Here is a 22,711-nt window from a genome sequence, read left to right on the forward strand (position 1 = left end):
CGCGACAAGACAGAGAATCTCATGAGAGTAATGGTAACGGGTTCAAGCGGACTGATCGGTTCTGCGGCCGTCCGTCATTGGGACGCGGCTGGCGACCAAGTGATCGGAATCGACAACGACATGCGGGCGACTTTTTTTGGTCCCGACGGCAGCACTCGCTGGAACCAAAGTCAGTTGGAATCGGAAACGAAGAACTTTCGCACCGTTTCGATTGACATTCGCGACCGCGACGCGATCTTGGATCTGTTCAAAAATGAGCCCCCAGATCTCGTGATCCACTGTGCCGCACAGCCGTCACACGACAAAGCCGCGGCGATCCCCTTTCTGGACTTCGAAGTCAACGCGGTTGGCACCCTGAATCTGCTCGAAGCGACGCGTCAATTTGCGCCGGACGCTGTGTTTTGTCACATGAGCACGAACAAGGTGTACGGCGACGCTCCGAATGAATTGCCGCTGAAGGAACTCGAAACACGGTGGGAATATGCCAATCCCGAGGATTATGACGGGATCGACGAATCGTGTCGTATCGACCAAACCATGCACTCGTTGTTTGGTGCTTCGAAGACCGCGGCGGATGTCTTGGCGCAAGAATACGGCAAGTACTTTGGGCTGAAGACCGGCGTCTTCCGAGGCGGGTGTTTAACCGGGGCCAGCCACAGTGGTGTCGAACTGCATGGTTTTCTCAGTTACCTCGTTCACGTTGCCGTGGTGGGCAAACACTACACGATCTTTGGTTACAAGGGCAAGCAGGTCCGTGATCAAATTGAATGCAGCGATGTGGTCAAGGCGTTCGAGGCGTTCGCCAAGAATCCTCGCCCCGGCGAGGTCTACAACATCGGCGGCGGTCGCGAGAACGCCGCCAGCGTGTTGGAGTGCATCGCTCTGATCGAAGAGATTGGGGGGTATAAATTGGATTATTCGCTTGCCGACGACAATCGCAAAGGAGATCACATCTGTTACATCAGTGATTTGTCCAAGTTGCGAGCTCATTATCCCGATTGGGATATTAGGGTTTCCTTGAAGGAAATCCTTAGGCAAATGATTGCCTCCGCTGAACAAAAAGTCTCTTGAGCTCATTTTGATTGCACCGGTTTCCACTCGAGAAGGCCGTGCGTGAGAGGTGGTTCGTTCCGCATGCGAGAGTGGCGTGGGTTACGCCGATTAAACACGGTAACCACCGCTCGCTTGGTTCGGAAAATTAATTTTTTAGAGGGGATACTTCCGGCGGGGTGCGAACATACGTCCTAGGTTTTTAGGCAATGACCTGGCGTAAAGGTCATTGAAATGAACCTTTAGGTGTGTTCCGAATGCTCGCTTTGGACTTTTTACCGATTAGCGTCGCCACCTTGCTTCCGGCAAGTGCGGTAGGGCTCGATCTGTTTCAGCGCGAAAAGGATTCAGGTCGTTTTGTACTATATCGCGGCGCGACTTATCCGCTGACGCTCGATGATTTGGATCGTCTGCGTGATCGCGGTAATCACCTGTTGTATATCGAAAAAGACTCGGGGCCTCGGTATCAATCGTATCTGCGTCGCTTATTGAATGCGGATTTGGCGTCCAGCAATATCACGCCGCAGTTGCAAGTTGGTGCTTTGAACGAGGTCGTGCTCGATTCGCTCCGCTCGGCGTTCGGAAACCGAGATATGAACGAAGCGGTCGCCACGGTCAGCCAGCTCGGGGCATTGACCGCCGACATCATCATGCGAGACGAATTTGCGGCGAGCGACATGTTTCGCGTGCTGCATCACGACTACGCGACCTTTACTCACTCGACCAATGTCGCGTTTTATTCGGCGATGCTGGCCGCGGGGCTGGGGTATTCAAGCGAAGAAGTCGAACAGATCACCACCGGCGGTTTGCTTCACGATCTCGGTAAACTCGATATCGACGATCGCATCCTCAGCAAACCCGACAAGCTGGACGACTGGGAATTTCGCCAAGTCAAACGTCATCCCGGTTTGGGGTTCCGCAAATTGGCGCACCGGACCGATTTAAGCGAAGGCCAATTGCTGATGGTCTATCAGCATCATGAACGAATGGATGGGCATGGTTATCCGGTGGGATGCGTGGGCTCTGAAATCCATCCTTGGGCCAAGATATGTGCGGTCGTCGATGTGTTCGAAGCATTGACCAGCCAGCGTCCTTACCGAAAACCGCTCTCACGACACAAAGCACTCGAGATTCTCGAGCGAGAGGGTTCCGCGTCATTCGATCCAGAGGTGTTGGAATGTTGGAAGTCGATTATTCTCAGCGCCTAAACGGACTGATCGAACAGGTGAACTGGGACATTCAGTTGCCGGTAGAGATGTCGGAATACTTTGCCAGTAACGGCGAAGCGTCCAATTCGTTTCCCACCGACGAACGCAGCAATCAACGGATCAGCATTCGAACTCGCGGGTTGCTGTGGAGTGAAGTGGCATTGCCGTTCTGTCCACGACCAAGCCGCCCCATTGGAATTTACACACGTGACTTCTCGCGGACCGGCGCTGGCTTTCTAAGCTCGCTGCAATTCTTTCCCGAAGAAGAGGTCCGCATCGTGTTGCCCACCTTCTGGGTCCGCGTACGAGTGACCCGGGTCCGCCGGCTCGGCGATGCTTGCTTTGAAATCGGCACCATCTTGCTGCAAAAGTACTCGCCCAGCGAAAACGCATTCGAGCCAACACCGTCAACGCAGATGCAGTCGACGCACTAGTTCGGTGCTACTGAAATGAAGGGCATTGAGCGGGGGCCGCTCGCCCAATGCCATCGATTTTGGGTAGCGTTTGCGGCACGAGCCGTCCGGTTGCGGCGAGTAAAACGTTCGATTTTGACCGGGCGGCTCGCGCCGCACCGCTATAGTAACCGCCCGTTTAGTGCGATAGTTGATGGCACTGGCCGCTCGCCGCAGGACTGTTATTTTGAATCGAGACACTCCATGGCTATTGGTTGCGAGGAGTCAGCACGACGGCCTGCCCTCCGTTAGATGCCATGTCGGCGGTCAAAACGGATTCCGAGGTTACCTCTTTTCGCACAACGTCTACCTTGGTTGACGCGCTGCCATCGGGAGCTTGATCGGAACAAATCAACGCCTCGTACGTTTTTCCCGGATCCAAAAAATCGAGCGGGATTTCCAATTGCCGACGTTCTCCCGCGTTCATGCTGCCGACCAGCCATCGATCATTCGCTCCTTGGGCATCGGCACGTCGGGCAATAGTGATGTAACGCCCCATTTCGCCATGAATGACCTTGGTGTCGTCCCATGTCGTCGACAGCTGTTTAAAGATCTCTAGTTCAGGCTCGCCACGGTATTTGTCGGGCCTGTCGTACCAAAACAGGTGCTGCAGTGGACTAAAGTAAACGATCGATGCTGCTAATTGATGAGCACGTGTCGTTTGAATTCGACCGTTGTAGTAACACACCGTATAGTCGCCGGGGCCACAAAGAAAGCGGATGAATGGCAATGTGACATTGTGCTTTGCCGACGGCATTTGCTCGTTACCCCCAATACCTTCTTGGGTCAACAAGTTGGGATACGTGCGGCTCCAACCCGTCGGCAAATAGTGATCATGAATGTTAACCATGATTTGGTGCTCGGCACATTTCTTCACTGCCGCATGAACCCACTTCGTCCAAGTCTGATCTCCGACGCGTACGAATCCAAACTTGATGCCGGCAATTCCCCACTCCTTGAACAAAGGAAGCAGCGTATCAAGTTGCTTTTCCAGTTGGCGACGGTTCACATACAAGATCACTCCAACGTTTCGCTCACGCCCATAGTCGATGACTTCTTGTAGATCCAAGGGGCCATCGTCGCGTTTCGGGTCAACCGTTACGGTCGTTGCGTCCGAATCATCTGAGAACTCGGATCCATACCAACCAGCGTCCAGCAATATGTATTGCATGTTGAGCTTGACAGCGACATCGATTGCGGCTTTAGAACCGCTCGTCGAAAGCGTTGATCGAAACACTTTCCCAGGACGGATCCAAGACGGGTCCTCAATCGCACAAGGATCGTTCAAGTTCAAAACCAGATCGTTGTTCTCAATCAACGAACCGGCCGAATCCGCCATCATCAAGTATCGCCAAGGGCTCGTGAATGGAGCGTTGGCCACAATATCACTCCCCAAAACCGGACGAATCGTAAGTTCATGGTTAGGATCTTGAGCAAGTTCCATTCGAGCGAAGTCGACTAGTCTCGCTTCGCCGATAGCCAGTTGTGGTCCACCTTGGACTTCCACCACCATCGGTCGCCCGCGAGTCCCCTCTAATTCGGAAAGCTTGACGTGATCGTACTCGCCTTCCACTTTCTGCGAACTCCAGCACATGTGGTCGGCAGTGAATCGAAACCGCGTACTCTCGTCGACAATTTCGAACGAGTCCAGTCCCTCATGTTCCGGAACGGTGTAGCAAAATGCGATCCCCGAATCAAAAGCACGAAACTCGATATCGAGTTGGCACAGCGCCGGTTTTTCTTTCTCCGTAACTGTCGGGGATAACTCCAAGTGAACGGTCAAGGAATTGTATTCGTTCTTGATCTCGCTGCGTTCACCAGCCACTGGTTTCCAGCTGCTTCGATGAAACGAGCTAGCGGAAGCTGCGAGTTCGAGGTCTCGGTCGAGCCGAACACCGTTGTTGAATATCAACCCCAAGGCGGATGGGGCGGTAACCTGCTTGCCTCGATAGAAGACGCAGTAGCGTGGTTCGCCCTGTTCCGTCAACGAGAACTCCGCGCTCACCACTCCGTTGGGCGAGATCACCTTTAGAGGTGATGCCGCTGCGTCGGACGCGTTTACCAAGCCGTGCTGGATCAGCAATCCGCATGCTAAAGATAGAAACGTAATAATGATTCGCTGTCGTTGTCTCAGCATGAAAATAGATGATCCTAAAGAGTTGAAATTGATCGCTTTGTCGGATAACACGGCGAAAAAGTTTGAGGTGAACAAGAACGATTCGCGCATTGGTAATTTGTTGGCCAGGCAAATGAATTGCTTTGAACAAAAAAATCACTGGGCTGCAGTGAGTGAAATTGTCATTCCTTGACAGGTGATCGCGCGGCGACGCGAAGCGTATCTGCGGTACCGGACTGGTCGGTGTCTACGAATTCAAACGACCAAACGTCCGTATCGACGGATGATGCGAACTGAAGTCCTTCATTGAACAGTTTTCCTTTCCAAGTCATCACGTCCCAGGCTCCCGTCTGTGACTCGCCAAGGAATCCAACATTCAGTAACGAGCCAGAGCAAAATGTGACATCAGCACCTTCGCTGCTATCTCCATCGCCTTCATCGATTTGGATGGTGGTGACTCCTCCATCGTCGATTCTGATATCCAGCATGCAATCGGTCCCCTGATACCATTCCCCGTCGCCGCTTCCAAGCGAACCAATGGCAATCGTGTCCGCTTTGGAACCAAGCACCTGGAACGTCCCCAAGCCTTCGCTTCGGCCCAGCACAACGCCCTGGCGAGTAAGAAGCGATCCATCGGATACGGTGAACACGCCTTCGCCAAAATTTTCGCCAATACTGAGGCTGTATCGATCATGGACGGGGGCTCGGGAGAGCACGAGTTGCCCGCCTTGCAGCAAGTAGTGACCTTTCGACCCACGATCCAGTCCAACTTGCAGCTTATTGATCCGCACATCGCCGTCACGTTGTTCTAGCCTGCCTTCGCCGCCTGCGGATCCGACCCGCGACATAAAACTCGAGTGACGATCGGCTTTCAAAACGCCGCCTTCAATGATCAGCTCACCGAGTTGGCCGGAGAAGCTTCCGACATGAATAGCACCGTAATTCGCATTCCCATACGCTTGATACCTTGCCAGCTCGGCACCTGCGTGATTGATGTAAAGATCATCGCCAGGATTGGGGGATATCCCGCCCGACCAATTATCGGCATGCTCCCAATCACCATCTTTGCCGTTGTTGGTCCAATACGAACGTCCAAGGTTGTGAAACGCCTGGATTTCATGTGGGGCGAGTTCGCGACCAAAGAGGATGAACTCATCGATTCGACCACACAGATTGCTTGGCCGCATGTCGGCTTCCATCACCGTCGGGCTACCATTGCCGATCTGCAAATCTCTTAAATCCAGCTCGCCTGTGGGTGAACTTCCGCTTGTCTCGACCCATTGTGTATCCACAATTTTTCCATCGACAAATTGCTGTAATTCTCCCTTTTCGGAATTCCAAACGAACGCGAGTTGCATCCACGTTCCCATTTGCTCATCACGCAGGATTGGTTTCGTAGAAAACTCTTGTGGCAACGATGCGTTCGATTCGCCATTTCGACGCCAAACGAGTCTGGCAATGCTTGAGTTCTCTGGAGTGGTTTCGATTGACCATTGCACCCCGCGGGGCGATAAATCACGAGACATCAAGATCGGGGTCGTGTCTACTTTCAGTGCGTCAACACGGATCTTGACAATGCAGGTCAATTGCTCATGACGCCCTGCAACGGACAGCAAGATTCGGTCGGACAAACTTTTGAAATCCAAAGCATGCTTTCGCTTCCATCGTCCGTCGGTCCAGTTACAACCGATGATCGTTCCGTCGGAACCTTCGGCAGCCGTTTTGACTCGGTTAGGAAGGATAAGATCGCTTGTCTGCGGTTCTGGTTCTCGAGCGAAATCGTAGTAAACCAAGCAGCTTGGGTCCTTGGCAACCTGCGCCCGACGATGATTCCACAATCGGCGATTGACTTCATCGAAACTAATTGCGATCGATTGGGTTCGCGATTTCGAATTGATAAGGCGATCCGATATCTCAATGTCTCGATAATTGCCTGGACGGTCCACCTCGACTGATTCCCCCTTGCCGAGTCGTCTCTTGGGGACATTGACCAAACTATTCGTCGCGGCATGATCCGATGGCGCTACCAGATCAACCTCGCCCTCAATCACATGAATCCGAGCGTCGTCATTGGTGTCGACCTGCATTGAAAAAGCAGTGCCAAGATCGACCACATCGACGGATTCGGTTCGTACCAGAAAACCCTGTGCGGGTGGAGGGACGTTCACGGTTAGCTGCCCCTGTCGGCAGCGAATTTCCATGTCGTCGACTAGCTCCAAGTCGGCAGGCCCCTCGACAATCACGACCGCGCCTCGGTTGGTCTGGAATTCGATCAATCCACTTTTTAAGGTAAGGCGTCCGGCTGGAAGCGATTCACCCACTCGGCGGGCCGTCCCAACTTCGCCCCACTGGGCATCAATGGAATTTCGCAAGAAGGCAACCCAGGGGCCCCGAGGCTTTGCACCTAGGTCATTCTCGCGTGCGTTATCTGATGCTTCGAAGACCGCACGCTGGTTCCTGGCTGCACCTGAGCCATTCGAAGCAGTCTGCATTCCTGTTTTTGTCGTCGTTTCGATACGAGTGAATGCCGTATAGATGCCGACGGACAACAGCAGGCACGCAGCAGTCGCAGCACTAGCGATTAGCCAACGACGCCTGCGACGCGGAGACGCCCCGTCGGCAGCTTCGACCGGTGGGTGCGAAACCTCGCAACTGGGCACAGGCTCGCTTCCCAATTGCTCTTGTATTTGGTGACGCAATAATCCGTGAATTCGAGCTCGCTTCCAGAACTCCACTCTCGCCTCTTCCGATGATTGGATCATCTGGTCGAGTTCCAAATTGGTTGATTCGGTCAACCCTTGATCGAAATAGAGATCGAGCAACTTTTCAAGACGTTCAAGGTCCATCAGATGGTGACTCCTTTCGATCGCAAATCTTCGTCAATACACTTCGCCAACAACGTTCGCGCTCGTGAGAGAGCGACATACACCGAATCGACCGTCCACCCCAGCACCGTTGCGATTTCGCTTGCAGGATGCTCACGGGCATAACGCAATTCGATCGCTTGCCGCGATCTTGGCGACAGTTTTGTCAAACAGTCCTTCAGCGCCTCCACACGTTCCTCGTGCTGGTCGTCCGCTAGATTTGACTCTGCAGCGAGCAACGATTCGATCGAGGCAAGGGAAAGCTGTTCAGTGGTTTTGCCGGAACGCCTGCGATCCTCAAGCACCTTGTACCGAGCAATCTGGTACACCCAAGACATGAAATTTGTTCCAAATTCGAATTCATTGGCCTTGGCCGATACTGTCAGAAAGGTTTCTTGCAACACGTCATCGGCCCTCGCGAAGTCCGGCTGCATGCTCAGGATGATTCCACGAATACGAGATGAGTGTTTAAGAAATAACGCAGCAACCTCCTCGTTGTGGGTTCGTTTTCGTCTGGTTGTCGGGTCCATCATGTTGGGGGCCTGGTGGGATCCGCCGGGAAGATTACAGAAACAGCTGTCTATTGTTATGCAGCCACATCGGAAAACCTTAGCAGTTTAACCACGCCATGTATTCTGTCTCGCGTTTATGATTCGTGGTCGGCAATTTGTCGCTCGACGTGATGTGTTGAGCGGGGGGATTGCTAGGGAGGGTAAGAAAGGAAGAAAAATCTGCACTAATTTCTGCTAAGAACGCGATCACTCACCGCATTTCCCTATACGCCATTTGATCCGCGTGAGCTTTTCTCCGTCTTTGCATCGCAATCATTCGAAGAAGTGTTCGATTAGACCTGCACGACTGATCACCGTACGGGCGAGCATCTTGGCGTGCTTTGAGATGTTGATACTGCAACATCAAACGATTTTCAAATCTATTCTTTTAGGCGAAATTGCTATGAAACAGAATTTCAGGAATCAGGGATTCACTCTGGTCGAATTGCTTGTCGTGATCGCAATCATTGGGGTGCTAGTCGGACTGCTGCTGCCCGCCGTTCAGGCCGCTCGAGAAGCCGCCCGGCGAATGAGTTGCAGTAACAATTTCAAGCAAATCGGCTTGGCGATGCACAACTATCACTCTGCATACGATCGTCTGCCGATGGTTAATGGTGGTACCCAATCCATCAATAATGGTTCGCTCAACACTCGAAACAGTCCCCAGTACTATCGCGGAGCGACTGCCAATAACCGGCTATTGCTGAATTGGCTCGTCCCGCTTACACCGTTTTTCGAGCAGCAAGCGATTTGGGAACAGGTGTCCAATCCCTACCAGACGCCCAACGGGATCGTTCCCAGCATGGGCCCCTCGCCCATCATGGATTTAACTAACCATAGTAGCGACGAGTACCCGCCGTGGTTAACCGATCTCCCATCCCTTCGTTGCCCGAGCGATCCTGGGGTTGGCCTGCCTTCGCAAGGCCGAACGAACTACGCTTGGTGTGATGGAGATAGTGCACACCATGGTGATCTCGGGGCCATTGATGACTATGGGAATGACGTCAGCGTTGGTGAGAGACAAAACGCTCGCGTTTCGCAAAGAGGAATGTTCATTCCACGCCAGCAAACTCGGTTTCGTGACGTATTGGATGGGCTTTCCAATACAATCGCAGCCGGCGAGATTGTTACGGATCTAGGCGATGGAGATAAACGCACCTCTTTTAACACAAAGATTGGCAACAACCGCGACGGAAGGTATTTCTCACCTGCCGATCGGGCAAATCAGTGTGAACGATTGTATGTAGACGCCGACCGTCCCTTGTTTTGGCAGTCCGGTACCTATGACACCAACGCCGAGCGGAAACGCGGTTATCGTTGGGCGCTTGGCTCAATTGCGTATAGCGGTATGAATACGATTCTGCCTCCTAACCGTGGGCTATGCATGGCGAGTGACAACTTCGGTACGGGCATTTGCCCTCCCGGTAGCCGGCACCAGGGCGGATGCCACGTCTTGATGGGCGATGGAGCGATCAAGTTTGTCACCGAATCAATTGAAGCAGGGAATTCCGGTAGCAAATTGGTCACCAACCGTGGAGACGGGCTTCCCCCCGGATCGCAGAGCCCCTTTGGGCTTTGGGGAAGCCTCGGGACTCGGGCTGCAAAAGAAATCATCAGCCAAGAATTCTAAGATTCCCAGGTGCCAATTTGCATCTGTTGCCTCAGCGGTATTGCCTAGTCGCGTACTGTTCAGTTTTTTGGGGGGGCGGTTCGCCCCTTTTTCTACTCGCAGTCGCTTGGTAATTAGGCCAAGTGGCTATCCATTTCATCGCTGTTAGGAGCACTTATACAATGGTATATCGCCATTTTTCCATGCCTCTCGCCCTTGTCTTGCTGTGCGTTGTCATGATCGCAGGATGCGAAAGGAAGCCGCAAACCATCAAGGGCGACGAAGTCAATGACTTCCTGGCGGAACATCCTGAACTTGTCGAAGCGTCTAAAGATCGGGACTATTGATTCGACTAAGTTTGCCAATGCGAACCGAATGAAAAAGAAGTCAACGCTGGTCAAGCGATATGGGGATCAATCCGAATTAGATGTGATCGGAAACCAGCGCTGACTTCGGCCAAAATCGAGGTCAGAAATGTGTCCTCGGCTGGTGCACATTTCTGTGGCGAGATGTTTTTCTTTGGGGGGACGCTGTGGTTGCGGACACGCCGTTGATCTTTGATTCGCGCCCCTTCCCAACCGCGTTCCCCATCGCCACGCGGCGGTAGAGCACCCGCACTGTGCGCAGAAACGCCGCTGCGCGGCGAATAAAACATAGCTTTCATTGGGATGATTGCTAGGATCAATCGTTGGTTACTGCATTCCCATCTCCTAGCGGCAAGAATCGAGTTGCACGTCAGATCGTCGATTCGTATCCAACTTGTCTGATCGTTTGCTAAAGGAGTTTTGCGGTGCGTAACGATACGCCAGACTGAAATCCACCCCGATGAATGAGTAGCGCAGAGCCGATGAGCAAGAAGCATCGCATCGCAATCCTGATCGAGGTCGAGACTCCGCTTCGTCGGCATCTCGATGTGTTAGCCGGTATTCAACAAGTCGCTTCCACTGCCAATTGGGATACGACGCTTATTCCAGTGACCGATTTTGATTTCGTGGACCACCCCGACCAGGCATTCGACGGTTTCGTCGGACGCATCGGGCGATCGATGGAGATCAAAGCGAAAGAACACAAGATTCCAGCAGTGAATGTTTGGTTGAATACCGATGCGGAGAACCTGCCAGGAGTCTTTCCCGATTGGCAGCGGGCCGGAAAAATGGCGACGCAGCATCTCCTGTCTCTCGGGTTTAGGAAGCTTGCCTATGTCGGATTTACCGACCAACGTGGTGTGCAATTACAGATCGCTGGCTACAACGCCTCGGCCCGCGAGATTGCGTTCCAGCACACCGTTGACTTGTTCGACCACGGCTATGCTCGATCTGCGGCGGACTGGCAATCATTTTCCGATCAGCTTGATGCGTTAGTGGCCACATGGGAACCACGCACTGGCGTCTGTGTGTCGGATGATTCGCTCGGTCGATTCATCATCGAGCGATGCGAACAACGTGGACTGCGAGTACCACGAGAGATTGCCATCGTTTCGATGGAAAACGAGCCCTTGGTCTGTGAGTACACAAACCCTCAGCTTTCCAGTATTGATGTGGGCTACCAGCAAGTCGGCGTGCAAGCCGCATCGCTGCTTGAGCAACTGATCGCTGGTTGTGAGCCACCTGAAAATCCAACCTGGCTGCCGCCCCGCGGGATCGTCAAACGACGTTCTTCCGACGCCTATGGAGTGGCGGATCCCGATATCGCCAAATGCCTGCACTTTATCGCGACGCATGCTCACGAACACCTGACCGTGGACGACGTGGCAACGCACGCATGCTTGTCGCGAAGAACACTCGAGCGGCGGTTCAAGCACGAGGTGCTGTGCACGGTGGGGGAAGAAATCACTCGTGCACGGCTGGAAATGGCGAAAACACAACTCTTCGAGTCGGGGCTTTCGATCAAGATGGTCGCCCGCCGAAGTGGATTTCGTGACTCGAGCCAGCTATGTGCCGTGTTTCAGCGTGAACTCGGACTCAGTCCCGGGCAATTTAGAAAAACGCACGTGATCTCATCAACGGCTTGATCGCAAGATTCCATCGGGTCATGGAATGGGTTTGTCGAGGACGAGTGCACGAACAAACTGAGGCGGTGGAGAACCAAACGACAGAACTTTGTCGTGATAGGCTTTGAGATTAAAGCGGTCGCCCCACATCTGCTCGGCCTCGCGACGTAGCGCCACGTGCTCAAGATACCCGACGAAATAGGTAGGCAGTTGGGCGGACGTAATTTGAGCGCGGGTCCATTTTCCCGCCGCTTCCCGCTCTTCCTGAAACGCATCCTCGACCAACATTCGCATGCCTTCGCTGCGAGAGCCGCCATCCACATGGACCGCAAGATCAAGCAACGCGTTGGTCACATCACGCAGATACCATTTCAAGGTGATCAGTTTCAACAGCGGGTCGTGGTCGCGAAACCCTTCTTCACACATCATCCATTCCGAGTAGACGGCCCAGCCTTCGACAAAGACGCCGGACTGAAACAGATGACGCAGTTTGCCCTGGTAGCGGTTGGCATGAGCGAGTTGCAAAAAGTGTCCCGGCATTGCTTCGTGGATCGTCAGCACGTCGATCGACCGGTTGTTGTATTCACGCAGATGCGAAAGCACTTGTTTCTCGGTCCAGTCGGCCGGCGGTGGCGAGACGGCATAAAACGTGGGCTGATCGGTTTCCAATGCCCCGGGCGAGTCGCAGTAGGCCAACGAGACGCCTCGACGAAACTCGGGCATCACGATGATTTCAAGCGGATCGGGAAAGAGGGTGATCACGTCGTTTTGGCGAAGGAACTCGGTCGCCGCGGCAACCGACTGTCGCGCGGTTTGCACGATCTCGTCTGCCTGCGGTGCATTCGCATAAGCTTTTTCCAGTCCAAACCGAATCACGGCGCGGCGAAAGGGATCGGATGGATTTTCGGGGAACTGCGTCAGCGGGTATTGATCCTGGTACATCGGCTTGGCGATGGCGTACATCTGGTTGTGAAGCTCCTCGATCCGCCGCTCGCCAAGATCACGAATCTCCTGAGGTCGCAAGGGTGAGTGCAAGGCGAATGCGAGCTTTTGCTGATAGAGCTCGATCCCCAGCCGGTAGTCACCTTTCGCACCAGGAAGCAACTCGGATTCCAGCCATTGTTGTTGCTCTTGAACCGCCGCTTCGGCGATTCGGATGGCACTCGCAACGTTTTCGCGATCCTGTTTTGGCAACTCCTCGAGGAACGGCCGCACATAGTTGTCGATCGACTTCAAGATGCCTAGATTCTGGGCCACCGCGGTTTTTGCGTGCACGTGCGGCACTCGCGGAACATCCAAGATCGCTCGGACCTGTTCGAAGAAACGCGGGAACTGTTCCAAACGGCTGGCGACGTTCAATAGTCGGTCACGACGCGGCGCGAAATCTCGGGCCATCAAACTATAGACCGCATCTCCGCTGATCCCGGTATAGATCAGCGGGTTCCATCTCCACTCTTGCAGTTTTGTGGCCTGCCATTGTTTGTACTCGATCGAGTGCTTCAATAGCGCAAGGTCGACTTGATTGGCGCGCGAGAGCTGCTTCGAATCGATGCCATCAAGTTGTTTGGCGAAGTCAGAGAGCCACGCGAGCTTTCGCTCTCTGGCCGCCTGACTTACATCGTCGAGCTTGCCGTCAAACCGATGGTCGCCCAACGAGGTCGCCTGTACGGGCGAGAATTCGGCGAACTGGTCAATGTATTGTTCGCCGAGTCGTGCGAACTCGGCATCGACGTGTGAGTCGTCCGCCAAGAGTGCGGAAGCCATCAGTAGCGATACGAGTAACACCGAGCCAATTTTTGTCATGTCGATTCCACTTCGTCGTTCAAACAGACGCCCATTTCGATGGACGCAACATCGGGATAGAGGCATCATACGCATTGCTTGTTGGTAATTTACGACAATCCGTTCGGCAAATGCGCAAGACTCTTGCACGAAGCAACGCTCACCGAACAATTGGGCGTTTCTCGACGGATCGCCATCCGTCATGCCAAACAGCAAAAGCCGAGACCGAGACGAGGGCAGGGGACGCCTCTGCGAATACCTCCAGCAGCGTCGAGTTTGACTGGCAACTCGAAACACTTGAATGCCGCGGCATCCAGGGGAGCCATCTCTAGCCCTCTCTATCAAAGGCCAGTAATTGATCACAATTCACTTGAACAGTTCGTTGCTCTGAAGTGAGATAGGCTTCCAGTCTGTCATTGCTGTGCTAACCGACTGGAAGCGTATCCGACTGATTGTCCGTTCATTGCTTCGCGGGCCCAATTCTCTTTCTCTGCCAAAGTACCAAGTCAATATGACGAATCAAATGAATAGTCTCCTTCGACTGCTGCCGATACTTTTCGTGGTCGCAACCGCGATAACGGCCAACGCCAAATCGCCGAACATCGTTTTGATCCTCTCTGACGACCAGGGTTACACCGACTATGGTTTCATGGGGCATAAGGAAATTGAAACGCCGAACCTTGACCAGCTCGCCAAAGAGAGCACGTTGTTTCGTCGTGGCTATGTTCCAACCGCATTGTGTCGCCCCGCGCTATCGACGCTCATCACGGGACTCTATTCGCATCAGAACAAGACGACCGGAAACGACCCCGCCCGCACCCCCGCAAACGAAGCCCACGCCGAAAAGGCGGGGAAAGAGGCTCGCGAGCTGCTGATCTCACACATTGACCACACCGGCGCCTTGCCTCAGTGGCTGGCCAAGAAGGGCTACGTCAGTTTCCAAAGCGGAAAGTGGTGGGAAGGATCTTTCCAGCGCGGTGGTTTCACCGAAGGAATGACCAAGGGGTATCCAAATCCGGGTGGACGGCATGGTGATGCGGGATTGGCGATCGGACGTGAAACCATGCAGCCGGTCACTGAGTTTATCGATCGCAGCGTGGAAGCGGAAACGCCGTTTTTTCTTTGGTACGCACCAGTGATGCCGCACACACCACACAATCCGCCCGCGCGGCTTCTTGAGAAGTACCTGAAAAAAGGAGTGCAGAAACGAATCGCTCAGTACTACGCAATGTGCGAATGGTTCGACGAAACCTGCGGAACGCTGTTGGACCACATCGATGACGCGGGAATTGCCGACGATACGCTTGTCATCTACGTCACGGACAACGGCTGGATCCAAAAGGAAGTCGGTGGCTACGGACCGCGATCCAAACGGAGTCCCTACGAGCTTGGAACACGAACGCCGATCATGTTCCGCTGGCCAGGAAAAATTCCTGCCGCGGATCGTCCCGAACTTTGTTCGTCGATTGATTTTGTGCCGACCGTTTTAGCGGCCGCCGAAGCCGAGGGGCCGCACGATTTCCCCGGACTGAATCTGTTGCCACAATTGAAGTCGGGCGAGGCCATCGAGCGAGATACGATTTTCGGCGAATCATTTGCCCACGACATCGCCGACATCGAAAACCCCGAAGCATCGCTGCTGTATCGCTGGGTGATCCACGGCCATGACAAGCTCTTGCTGACCTACGACGGAGCGCCTGGGTCGATGAGGTACCCGCCTGAAAACGCCGAGCCTCAGCTTTACAACCTGAAAGATGATCCGAAAGAAACGGTGAATCTTGCGGAGGCGAATCCAGCAAAAGTCAAAAAGCTCAGTGCGTTGCTGGACGAGTGGTATGTACCGAGCGAGCGTCAAGCGGGCAAGTTGGCCCCCACAACTCGCTAGGCACGACCAAGGCCGCCAATCTCGCAGAAGTCGATTCACGCCACGCGGTGAAGCACTTTTTTCCCCTCGACAAGCAGGGCCGTTTGTCGTTAGCGGAACAGCGTAACGGCTTGTTGTTTTAGTCGTACGATGGACTTTCTAGTCCGTCGAATCCACCATTGATGGACTAGGAAGTCCATCCTACACCCCTTGCCGCAGGAACCTTCATTCAATCAACAAGTCGGTAACGGCTTGTTGATTGAATCCAAATGCAAATCGCAATGGTGGGCCGTAAGACACCGGGGCGTGCGTGGGACCCGGCCGCTGACGCGCGAGCGGCTCAATAAAACAACAAGCCGTTTCGAGGGCAAGCGGCATCTTTCTGTGCTGGAAGATGCCCCACTACGTCCACCCTGGTGGATCAAGCAAACAGGGCATCACCCCGCGAGATGTCGCCGCGAAACTGCTTGGAAACCAGGTGAATCACACGCGATAATCATCAGTCGCCATTTTGGGCCACCGTGACGTTGTCGATGAAAATTTCCGCATTGGTCGCGTTGCCAAACAGTCCAGGGCTGCCGTGATGATTCGGGGCTTCGTCGGTCGCCGTCAACGTCCACTCGCTTGGTTCGGCTTGATCGCGAGGCCACACTTTGCCATGGATGATCGCTTCGCCGTTTTCAACTTTGGCTTGCACCTTCAGCGTGTACCATGTGTCCGCTTGCCATTGCAAAGGGACGCTCTTGGCCATCCGCAGTTGAGCGGTCCAGGTGCGAATTTGCAGCTGTTGTGACTCGCCCATCAAATCAAGCGTGTAGCGTCCGTTGATCAGCCCGATATCGGGAAGTTTCGATGCTCCTGGGGCCGCTTTGACGTCCGCAGTAACGGTATAGTCGCTTAAATCGGTCGGTCCCATCCAGGTTTGGCTACGGGTTCCTTTGGGAATCGTGGTGATTTTGACCATCATTGGATTTCCGTCGATCGTCCGTGCTTCGTGGCGATAACGAGCTCCGATCCAAGTAACGGGAACTTCGCCGGAGGAAAAGTCGAACGTCCATGGCAGATCGGGGATCACACGCAAGCGAGCTTGGTGCGAAATCGAGCCGCTCCGCACGGTCACGATCGCAGCTTGGTGGGCGTGATCGCCGGAGGAGTGGAACACGCCGTCACCGTCGACGCTGCCGCCATCGCCGACCACTTCAAACGTCAAGTCGGTCGGGATGGAATCGAGTCGTCGGCCGAGCGAGTTGAACGCCACCACTTGCAGCGGTAGCGTGCTGCCTTGTTTGACGATCGCTTCGGCGGGAATCAGTTGCAGCTGAGCGAGTTGAGGATTTTCGCTGAGCGGACGTTCCGCTGCCGCGGGCTCGATCGACCCCATGCTCGGTTTCACCTCTTCGTCGCCGAGGCAGAACAGCCCTGCGGTGGTCGGCAGATAGATACGGCCATGCGAAACGATTGGCGATCCGCCCACGTCATGCCCGCTGGGCAGCCGAACTTTGAACAGTGTCTCGACACCGTCTTCGCTCGGTTTGAGCACATAGAAATAGCCCGTCGCGGTACACGCATAAATCTTGCCATCGGCGTACAGCAGGCTGCCTCGCATGGCGGTGCCAAGTTTGAGTGGCTTGCCAATGGCTTCACCCGTTTCGCTATCCAAAACATGCAATCGCGACGAGTCTTCGACCACATAGATCCGGTCGTTGACCTTCAGCGGCGAGCTTTTTCCGACGGTCAGTTCTTCGGTTCGCCACTGCTCGGCCGAGGCCGAATCGAGCGACGCGAATTCGCCATCGATGCGGACGACCGCGCCCATTGCGGTGCCTTCGGGATTTTCTTCGCCATGGCTGGCGTACACCTTGCCGTTGTTGTCGACCGTGACGCTGGTGTTGATGCCGCGTCGTGAGAGGACTTCTTGCCAAAGCACTTTGCCGGTGCGTGGCTGGATCGCATGGATCGTGCCGTCGCCTGAACCGGTCACCAAAACCTGTTGGCCGTTGATCACCGCGATCGTCGGGGTGCTGTAAGTGGTGTCTTCGGGCAACGGACGTGTGCTGGTGATCCACACCAAGTCGCCATTGTTTTTGTCGAACGCCAAAAAACGGTGAGCCGGGCGGGCGGTTTCATCCCAACCAGTGGTCACGCCACTGATAACGACTAGGTTTTCAAACACCACCGGCGAATTCGTACGGCCGCCATACGTGCTGAGCATTCCGTACTCTTCGCTCAGCGAGCGTTCCCAGAGCGTTTTTCCGGTTTCGCCATCGATGCACTGCAGCAAACAACACGCACCTAGCGCATAGACTTGATTCGTTTCGGGGTCGCCGCAGACGTTGGACCATCCGACACGTTCGGCGGGAACGTCCGAAAGAAATACGTTGTAGATGTTCTCCCAAATTAGCTCGCCGCTGGCGGCGTCCAAACAGATCACCTTTTCAGCGTCCTTGCGGGTGCCTGGTGAATCACGCACGATCGTGTAAAGTCGTCCGTGCATCACGATCGGCGTGGAAATGCCCGCCGCGATTTCGCTTTTCCACAAAACGTTGCTGCCCGGGCCGCCTTTGGGGTTAAACTTTTCAATCAGCCCGGTTTCGTACGAACAGCTGTTTTGTTGAGGGCCTCGCCAATTGGGCCAATCCATCGGATCGACGTCCGCGGCGAATGCCATCGGGGCAGCCAGCGTGATCGCAAGTAGGGTGGTGCAAAGGGCGACGTAGGTGAGCAGCGAGCGGAAGCGGACGAGATTGCGTCGTGACGCAAACGTGTCCAGAAGATGCCAGTGAGCCACAGCGATGGGTATCCGACAACATGGTGAGTGACGCGACTGGAGTCAATTGCAGCCGCCACGCGAGCGCCGCGTGGACAAACAGGGGCCGCTTTGGGAAAGCGTTTTGCAAGCCCAGTCTTCTTCGTCATAGAACGATTGATAATTGATGCGAGCCGCGATGGTGTCAAGGGAGCTAATCAAGAAACAAGGAAACTCCGTTGCAAAAACAAATTGATGTGATCGGAATTGGGGTCTCGGTGCTCGACGCCGTGATGGTGGTCGACGGTTTTCCGGCCGAGGAATCGGTGGTGCGAGCCCAGCAGCGAGCGGTCGGGATCGGCGGCGGAATTGCCGTGGCCACGGCGACTGCGGCCGCTCTCGGTGGGCGAGCCGCATTTGCCGATTTGCTGGGGTTTGATCCGATGTCCGAGTCGATTTTGGCAGCGCTACGTGCCGCGTCGGTCGATGTCCGTTGGGTTCAGCAAAGCGACGATCAAACCGCTTCGGTGGCGACGATTTGGGTTAACGCCGCGTCGGCATCACGGACGATCGTGTTTTCGCCCGCCAGCGACCTTGAATTGCCATGGAGCGACGAGCTGGCACGCGGCGTGGCCGCCGCAAAAATTCTTCATCTCAATGGGCGACACTTGCGAACTTGTTTGCAAGCGATCGAGGTTGCCAAACAGCACGATACGCTGGTTTCGTTTGATGGCGGAGCCCACCGCTACCGCAGCGAGGTGCTGCCGCTTGTTGGGGCGAGTGACATTTTGATCGTGTCCGAACATTTTGCACAGGAACATTTCAAGTCCCAGACAAAATCAGATGCCGCGGTTTCGCCCGACGAACTTGTCTCGTTTCTGCAACGTGAGTTTGGCTCGCGTTGCGTCGGTGTGACTTGCGGTGAACGCGGCAGTTGGATTGCCGGAACCGATCAGTCGCCCTGGCATCAACCGGCTACCGCGGTCGAGGCGGTTCGCGACACCACCGGATGCGGCGACACCTATCACGGTGCGTTCCTGTTCGCTTGGTCGCAAGGGCGGTCACCGCGTGAGTGTGCTCGCATCGCATCCGTCGTTTCGGCGCACAACGCCAAGGGGTTAGGCGCATTTGCCTTCGATGCAGACAAGATTGCTGCGATGCTGAAGTGAGAGAGACGCACGCCAATGGCTGGGACCAATGTCAACTACTTTGGGAGCGTTCGCGGCGCGAGCCCAATGAATGGATCAGGACGATTTGTTTTAGAAGATGCCACCACCGCTCATGCCACCGCCAAATCCGCCGCCGCTTGAGTTTTCAAAACGATAATCGCTTCGCATCTGTTCGAGCATGCGGTCACCGACAATGCGTTTCTCGCGATCGTGTTCAATCGTAAACGAGTATTCGAAATCGTAGGCGTTGCTGCCAAACCGTTCGGCCGGGATTTCGAGATCCCAGCGCAATATTCCAGTTGGCCGCTGCATTCGCAGGTAGAGCGGATCGGTGGACAGTTGCGTCGCCACGTCCGCCGCCAATGAAACGCTGATCGATTCGTTTTCAGTCGCCAGCGGAATGCGGTCCAGCAACCGGATGGGGATCGCCGTGTTGTGATAGTTCGAAACGACCAGCCGGTATTTTAGGCTGACGCGTTGGTTGCCACCGTGAACCGACGAATCACGCGACATCAATTCGCGTCGTGTTCGGACTTGGCGGTCGGCGCCAAATCCGATTCGGAAACGTTGTCCCGCAGCGGTGGGCGGCAGCGTTGTGCGGCCGATAAATTTTTCGTTCAAGTAAACGTCGGCATCACCAGCGATCAAGTTTCGGCCGATCGTGTTTTTTAAGTCCGCTTCACGATAGGCGAAACTGCTCAATAGCGGCGTGACGACATAATTCAAATCGCCGGTGAGGGTGTCGTGAGTCACCGTGACGACTTGATTTTCAAGTCGACTTGGGATTTTGATGCGGTCGGCGATCGTGTAGCTCTCGTCGCTGACGTTCGCTCCCGCATCCAAGGCGATATCGCGTTGGACTTTCGCAGCAGACTCGAGTTCAGCAATTTGCTTCATTCCCGATTCGGCATTGCGAGTGATGTCGCGGTGCCAAACCATTCGGTCTTGCCATGAGGGGATTTCCAACTCGCTCGGCGCCATCGATGACGTCTGCGATGACAACGCTGCACTTGATTCCGCGATGCCGATACGCAACGGGGTCAGACCGGGGGCGGCGGAGTGCAGATCGGGTTGAGCGGTCGACAGGGTCAGCTTTACATTGTCCCAATCTTCGCCGCTGTTTTGCACGATCACGCTTTCAAATTCGAGCAAAAATTCCGCTTCTTCCTGAGCGATGCGTTGGCCGCGGACCGTATAGCTCGGCGACCATCCGACATCGCTGACTTGGTAGCTGAACCGCAGTGGCCCGCCCTCAGGGGAGATTACTTCGATTAGCGCCTCGCTTGTCGTGCCTCGTGTATTGTGGATCGACTCGATGCTCGCGCGGTTGACTTGGATTGCCTTGGTCAAATCGTCGATTGTGGTTTGCTGCTCATGTAGTTCTTGGGCGAGTTGACGTCGCCGCTGCATGGTGAAATCGGTCAGTGCGGTAACGGATTGCACGTCCAGTGTGGCGCGATCCAGGTTTTCAAGCGTTTTGCTTGCTGAAAAATCGACAAGTTTCTCAAGCGTGAGCAAGTCCTGTTCAATCACGGTCGACGTTTGTTTGGCGTTATTCAGATCACGCAGCAGCGCCGCGTATTGGTCTGCAAGCGTTTTGACTTTTTGCTCGTTTTCGGGCGAAAGTGAGTCAACGGTCATCACGCGAGTCGATCGAATGACGCTGCCCGATTCACATTGCGAAAACGCGGAACCTGCCACATAACTCGCTGGCAAGTCGGTCACCCGGATTTGTTGCAAGTCCGCCGAGGCGGGGACGTCGATCCGGCGAACAACACTCGCTTGGTCGCGGTACAGCGTGACGGAATCGATTGTGTCGGTGCCCGCTGCGATCGATTCGGCGGCACTGGTTTGATGGACGTTGGTGACAAGCAAGTGGATCGACATTGCCCATGCGATGATGATCACGAGCGAAGGGGGTCTAAACGTGCGCATAGTAGATTCCTTGTTCACGACGTCATTTTCCGGATGGTTAGGAAAAGGTGAATCGAGGGATTGCCGATGTGTGCAAATCGAACGCAGCAAATTGCAACACCTTTGGCAAACTTGATCACGCACTCCAGTGCAGCGCACGATGAATTCTCTCGATACCGTGGTTGAATGCACTTGGAATGCCAAGTGGGAATGCCAATTGCTGGACCGCTACCACGATGGAGTTCGAATTCACCTCACACTGCGAGTGGCTGCCATGATGTTGTCTGTGCTGCGTTGGCGATCGATATTCGCGACGGGGATCGTTTTCATTGCGGCGCCGGTGGCCGATGCTCAATCGGTGGTACCGACCGACGTGATGCATGGAATTCACGCTCACGCTCGCGTCACTCGAGATGGTAGCGAGGTAGCGTCGTGGCAAATCGATCCGTTTATGACTGAACAGCAGGAGGCTGACATCTTGGCGTTTTTGCAAGAGCCATGCCGATTCGCCTGGGACGACGGTCTCACGTTACCTCAGTTGACGCGAGACATGTCGACCCGTGTTGCCACCGAGATTGACGTTCACGCTTTGCAAGAGATTGGGCTGAAGGAAAGCCTTGTGCTGATTGCAAAGAGACACGAGCAACCGAGTTTTGCAATCACGGATCATGATCCGTTTGCAGGGCCGTCGCGATCAGAGTCGCAGCGGCGTGACCAAACCACCGATTCGCAAGTGAATGTATCGGGCGGTGCGGCGAATCGCACCGGAGTCGTTCCGTGGTGGCGAAGTTCCGAGGTGACGAGGGGGTTGGATAGGAGCCGGGCGGACATCCAGACGCCGAGTGTCGGTGCGAAGGTGACTCATTTGTTAGCGCAGTCTGACTTAGTGCTCTCGATACGCTCAGGGCAGCTAACGATCACCACGCGAGAAGGTGCCGAGGAACAACTGGCGATTCGCGTTTATGACGTCACGCCCTTGGTCGGACGCCAGCGCGAGCCGGAGACGAAATGGAACGCCGGCGGGGCGGCTTCGTGGCAGCCATCATATTCCCGTCGCGGCGAGCCGCTGTTGCAGGTGATCGAAACGAACATCGACAGCGATACTTGGGAATCGCTCGGGGGACCATCCACGATGTCGCTATTGACGTGCCGGTCGCGGCAATGGTTGGTCGTCGCGGCGACTTCGCCGACACACTGGAAAATCCAAGCGTTGCTGGATCGTCTAAATCGTTAGTTTTCTGATTCTATCCCAATGTGTGGATAACCCGATGGCGTCCGAATGGGCCTAGTCGACGGTTTTTTTCCAGCCACTGGGCCTTTCGAATATCCAGCGGAACCTGCCGGCGGCAGTGGGGTTGAATCGAGCTATGACCTCACTGACTTGTTGCTCCTTTTC

Annotated in this window: 17 protein-coding genes; 10 read left to right on the plus strand and 7 right to left on the minus strand. The window is 54.8% G+C overall.

The features are described from left to right. Window positions 1–21: 21 nt before the first annotated feature. From ABEA92_RS07575 to ABEA92_RS07585, 3 genes are all read left to right on the plus strand, one after another. Entirely contained in the window at window positions 22–1,071 is a 1,050-nt protein-coding gene (locus tag ABEA92_RS07575) for an NAD-dependent epimerase/dehydratase family protein (protein WP_345683216.1), read from the plus strand. Between the two features lie 236 nt (window positions 1,072–1,307). Continuing rightward, a complete protein-coding gene (locus tag ABEA92_RS07580; protein WP_345683217.1) occupies window positions 1,308–2,258 on the plus strand; it encodes an HD-GYP domain-containing protein in 951 nt (316 codons plus the stop codon). Continuing rightward, window positions 2,228–2,692 carry a hypothetical protein gene (locus ABEA92_RS07585; protein WP_345683218.1) on the plus strand — a complete coding sequence of 155 codons (465 nt, stop codon included), beginning with the start codon at window positions 2,228–2,230 and terminating at the stop codon, window positions 2,690–2,692. Before ABEA92_RS07580 ends, ABEA92_RS07585 begins: the two co-directional genes overlap by 31 nt. 226 nt (window positions 2,693–2,918) lie before the next feature. Here ABEA92_RS07585 and ABEA92_RS07590 read toward each other — a convergent pair whose 3' ends face one another. Further along, window positions 2,919–4,847 carry a glycoside hydrolase family 97 protein gene (locus ABEA92_RS07590; RefSeq protein ID WP_345683219.1) on the minus strand — a complete coding sequence of 643 codons (1,929 nt, stop codon included), beginning with the start codon at window positions 4,845–4,847 and terminating at the stop codon, window positions 2,919–2,921. Between ABEA92_RS07590 and ABEA92_RS07595 the strand changes: the two genes are divergently transcribed. Continuing rightward, on the plus strand, window positions 4,846–5,019 hold the full coding sequence (locus ABEA92_RS07595) for a hypothetical protein (protein ID WP_345683220.1): 174 nt from the start codon (window positions 4,846–4,848) through the stop codon (window positions 5,017–5,019). The genes ABEA92_RS07590 and ABEA92_RS07595 overlap by 2 nt on opposite strands. On the opposite strand, the gene ABEA92_RS07600 is transcribed toward ABEA92_RS07595, so the two are convergent. Both ABEA92_RS07600 and ABEA92_RS07605 read right to left on the minus strand, forming a co-directional pair. Beyond that, entirely contained in the window at window positions 5,009–7,672 is a 2,664-nt protein-coding gene (locus ABEA92_RS07600) for an iron dicitrate transport regulator FecR (RefSeq protein WP_345683221.1), read from the minus strand. The genes ABEA92_RS07595 and ABEA92_RS07600 overlap by 11 nt on opposite strands. Further along, window positions 7,672–8,223 carry a sigma-70 family RNA polymerase sigma factor gene (locus tag ABEA92_RS07605; protein WP_345683222.1) on the minus strand — a complete coding sequence of 184 codons (552 nt, stop codon included), beginning with the start codon at window positions 8,221–8,223 and terminating at the stop codon, window positions 7,672–7,674. Before ABEA92_RS07605 ends, ABEA92_RS07600 begins: the two co-directional genes overlap by 1 nt. Window positions 8,224–8,644: 421 nt before the next feature. Here ABEA92_RS07605 and ABEA92_RS07610 point away from each other — a divergent pair, with 421 nt between their 5' ends. Both ABEA92_RS07610 and ABEA92_RS07615 read left to right on the plus strand, forming a co-directional pair. Further along, the gene (locus ABEA92_RS07610) at window positions 8,645–9,871 is read left to right on the plus strand and encodes a DUF1559 family PulG-like putative transporter (RefSeq protein WP_345683223.1); all 1,227 of its coding nucleotides are present in this window, start codon (window positions 8,645–8,647) and stop codon (window positions 9,869–9,871) included. Between the two features lie 182 nt (window positions 9,872–10,053). After that, entirely contained in the window at window positions 10,054–10,197 is a 144-nt protein-coding gene (locus tag ABEA92_RS07615) for a hypothetical protein (RefSeq protein WP_345683224.1), read from the plus strand. Window positions 10,198–10,247: 50 nt separating this feature from the next. Here the strand turns inward: ABEA92_RS07615 and ABEA92_RS07620 are convergent, their stop codons facing one another. Next, entirely contained in the window at window positions 10,248–10,514 is a 267-nt protein-coding gene (locus tag ABEA92_RS07620) for a hypothetical protein (protein WP_345683225.1), read from the minus strand. A 183-nt stretch (window positions 10,515–10,697) separates the two neighbouring features. On the opposite strand from ABEA92_RS07620, the gene ABEA92_RS07625 reads away from it, so the two are divergent. Beyond that, window positions 10,698–11,861: a substrate-binding domain-containing protein gene (locus ABEA92_RS07625; RefSeq protein ID WP_345683226.1), complete on the plus strand. Its 1,164-nt coding sequence runs from the start codon at window positions 10,698–10,700 to the stop codon at window positions 11,859–11,861. Window positions 11,862–11,879: 18 nt separating this feature from the next. Here the strand turns inward: ABEA92_RS07625 and ABEA92_RS07630 are convergent, their stop codons facing one another. Continuing rightward, window positions 11,880–13,643: a DUF885 domain-containing protein gene (locus ABEA92_RS07630; protein ID WP_345683227.1), complete on the minus strand. Its 1,764-nt coding sequence runs from the start codon at window positions 13,641–13,643 to the stop codon at window positions 11,880–11,882. Between the two features lie 502 nt (window positions 13,644–14,145). On the opposite strand from ABEA92_RS07630, the gene ABEA92_RS07635 reads away from it, so the two are divergent. Then, a complete protein-coding gene (locus ABEA92_RS07635) occupies window positions 14,146–15,507 on the plus strand; it encodes a sulfatase family protein (RefSeq protein ID WP_345683228.1) in 1,362 nt (453 codons plus the stop codon). Between the two features lie 478 nt (window positions 15,508–15,985). Here the strand turns inward: ABEA92_RS07635 and ABEA92_RS07640 are convergent, their stop codons facing one another. Then, window positions 15,986–18,154, minus strand: coding sequence for a PQQ-binding-like beta-propeller repeat protein (locus ABEA92_RS07640; protein ID WP_345683634.1), 2,169 nt, complete (start codon window positions 18,152–18,154; stop codon window positions 15,986–15,988). A 317-nt stretch (window positions 18,155–18,471) separates the two neighbouring features. Here ABEA92_RS07640 and ABEA92_RS07645 point away from each other — a divergent pair, with 317 nt between their 5' ends. Beyond that, complete coding sequence (locus ABEA92_RS07645) at window positions 18,472–19,401, plus strand: carbohydrate kinase family protein (protein ID WP_345683229.1); 930 nt, start codon at window positions 18,472–18,474, stop codon at window positions 19,399–19,401. A gap of 90 nt (window positions 19,402–19,491) precedes the next feature. Here ABEA92_RS07645 and ABEA92_RS07650 read toward each other — a convergent pair whose 3' ends face one another. Next, window positions 19,492–21,336, minus strand: coding sequence for a mucoidy inhibitor MuiA family protein (locus ABEA92_RS07650; RefSeq protein WP_345683230.1), 1,845 nt, complete (start codon window positions 21,334–21,336; stop codon window positions 19,492–19,494). A 139-nt stretch (window positions 21,337–21,475) separates the two neighbouring features. Between ABEA92_RS07650 and ABEA92_RS07655 the strand changes: the two genes are divergently transcribed. Next, the gene (locus ABEA92_RS07655; RefSeq protein ID WP_345683231.1) at window positions 21,476–22,549 is read left to right on the plus strand and encodes a hypothetical protein; all 1,074 of its coding nucleotides are present in this window, start codon (window positions 21,476–21,478) and stop codon (window positions 22,547–22,549) included. Window positions 22,550–22,711: the final 162 nt, after the last annotated feature.

Origin of the sequence: Novipirellula caenicola, assembly GCF_039545035.1 — a bacterium.
Lineage (GTDB): Bacteria > Planctomycetota > Planctomycetia > Pirellulales > Pirellulaceae > Novipirellula > Novipirellula caenicola.

Bases quoted from the DNA above. Each gene is read 5' to 3' on its own strand.
- ABEA92_RS07605 (WP_345683222.1), bottom strand. From the start codon at position 8,223: ATGATGGACCCGACAACCAGACGAAAACGAACCCACAACGAGGAGGTT.
- ABEA92_RS07640 (WP_345683634.1), bottom strand. From the start codon at position 18,154: ATGGCATTCGCCGCGGACGTCGATCCGATGGATTGGCCCAATTGGCGA.
- ABEA92_RS07620 (WP_345683225.1), bottom strand. From the start codon at position 10,514: ATGAAAGCTATGTTTTATTCGCCGCGCAGCGGCGTTTCTGCGCACAGT.
- ABEA92_RS07650 (WP_345683230.1), bottom strand. From the start codon at position 21,336: ATGCGCACGTTTAGACCCCCTTCGCTCGTGATCATCATCGCATGGGCA.
- ABEA92_RS07580 (WP_345683217.1), top strand. From the start codon at position 1,308: ATGCTCGCTTTGGACTTTTTACCGATTAGCGTCGCCACCTTGCTTCCG.
- ABEA92_RS07590 (WP_345683219.1), bottom strand. From the start codon at position 4,847: ATGCTGAGACAACGACAGCGAATCATTATTACGTTTCTATCTTTAGCA.
- ABEA92_RS07595 (WP_345683220.1), top strand. From the start codon at position 4,846: ATGAAAATAGATGATCCTAAAGAGTTGAAATTGATCGCTTTGTCGGAT.
- ABEA92_RS07655 (WP_345683231.1), top strand. From the start codon at position 21,476: ATGAATTCTCTCGATACCGTGGTTGAATGCACTTGGAATGCCAAGTGG.
- ABEA92_RS07625 (WP_345683226.1), top strand. From the start codon at position 10,698: ATGAGCAAGAAGCATCGCATCGCAATCCTGATCGAGGTCGAGACTCCG.
- ABEA92_RS07585 (WP_345683218.1), top strand. From the start codon at position 2,228: ATGTTGGAAGTCGATTATTCTCAGCGCCTAAACGGACTGATCGAACAG.
- ABEA92_RS07600 (WP_345683221.1), bottom strand. From the start codon at position 7,672: ATGGACCTTGAACGTCTTGAAAAGTTGCTCGATCTCTATTTCGATCAA.
- ABEA92_RS07615 (WP_345683224.1), top strand. From the start codon at position 10,054: ATGCCTCTCGCCCTTGTCTTGCTGTGCGTTGTCATGATCGCAGGATGC.
- ABEA92_RS07635 (WP_345683228.1), top strand. From the start codon at position 14,146: ATGAATAGTCTCCTTCGACTGCTGCCGATACTTTTCGTGGTCGCAACC.
- ABEA92_RS07610 (WP_345683223.1), top strand. From the start codon at position 8,645: ATGAAACAGAATTTCAGGAATCAGGGATTCACTCTGGTCGAATTGCTT.
- ABEA92_RS07630 (WP_345683227.1), bottom strand. From the start codon at position 13,643: ATGACAAAAATTGGCTCGGTGTTACTCGTATCGCTACTGATGGCTTCC.
- ABEA92_RS07575 (WP_345683216.1), top strand. From the start codon at position 22: ATGAGAGTAATGGTAACGGGTTCAAGCGGACTGATCGGTTCTGCGGCC.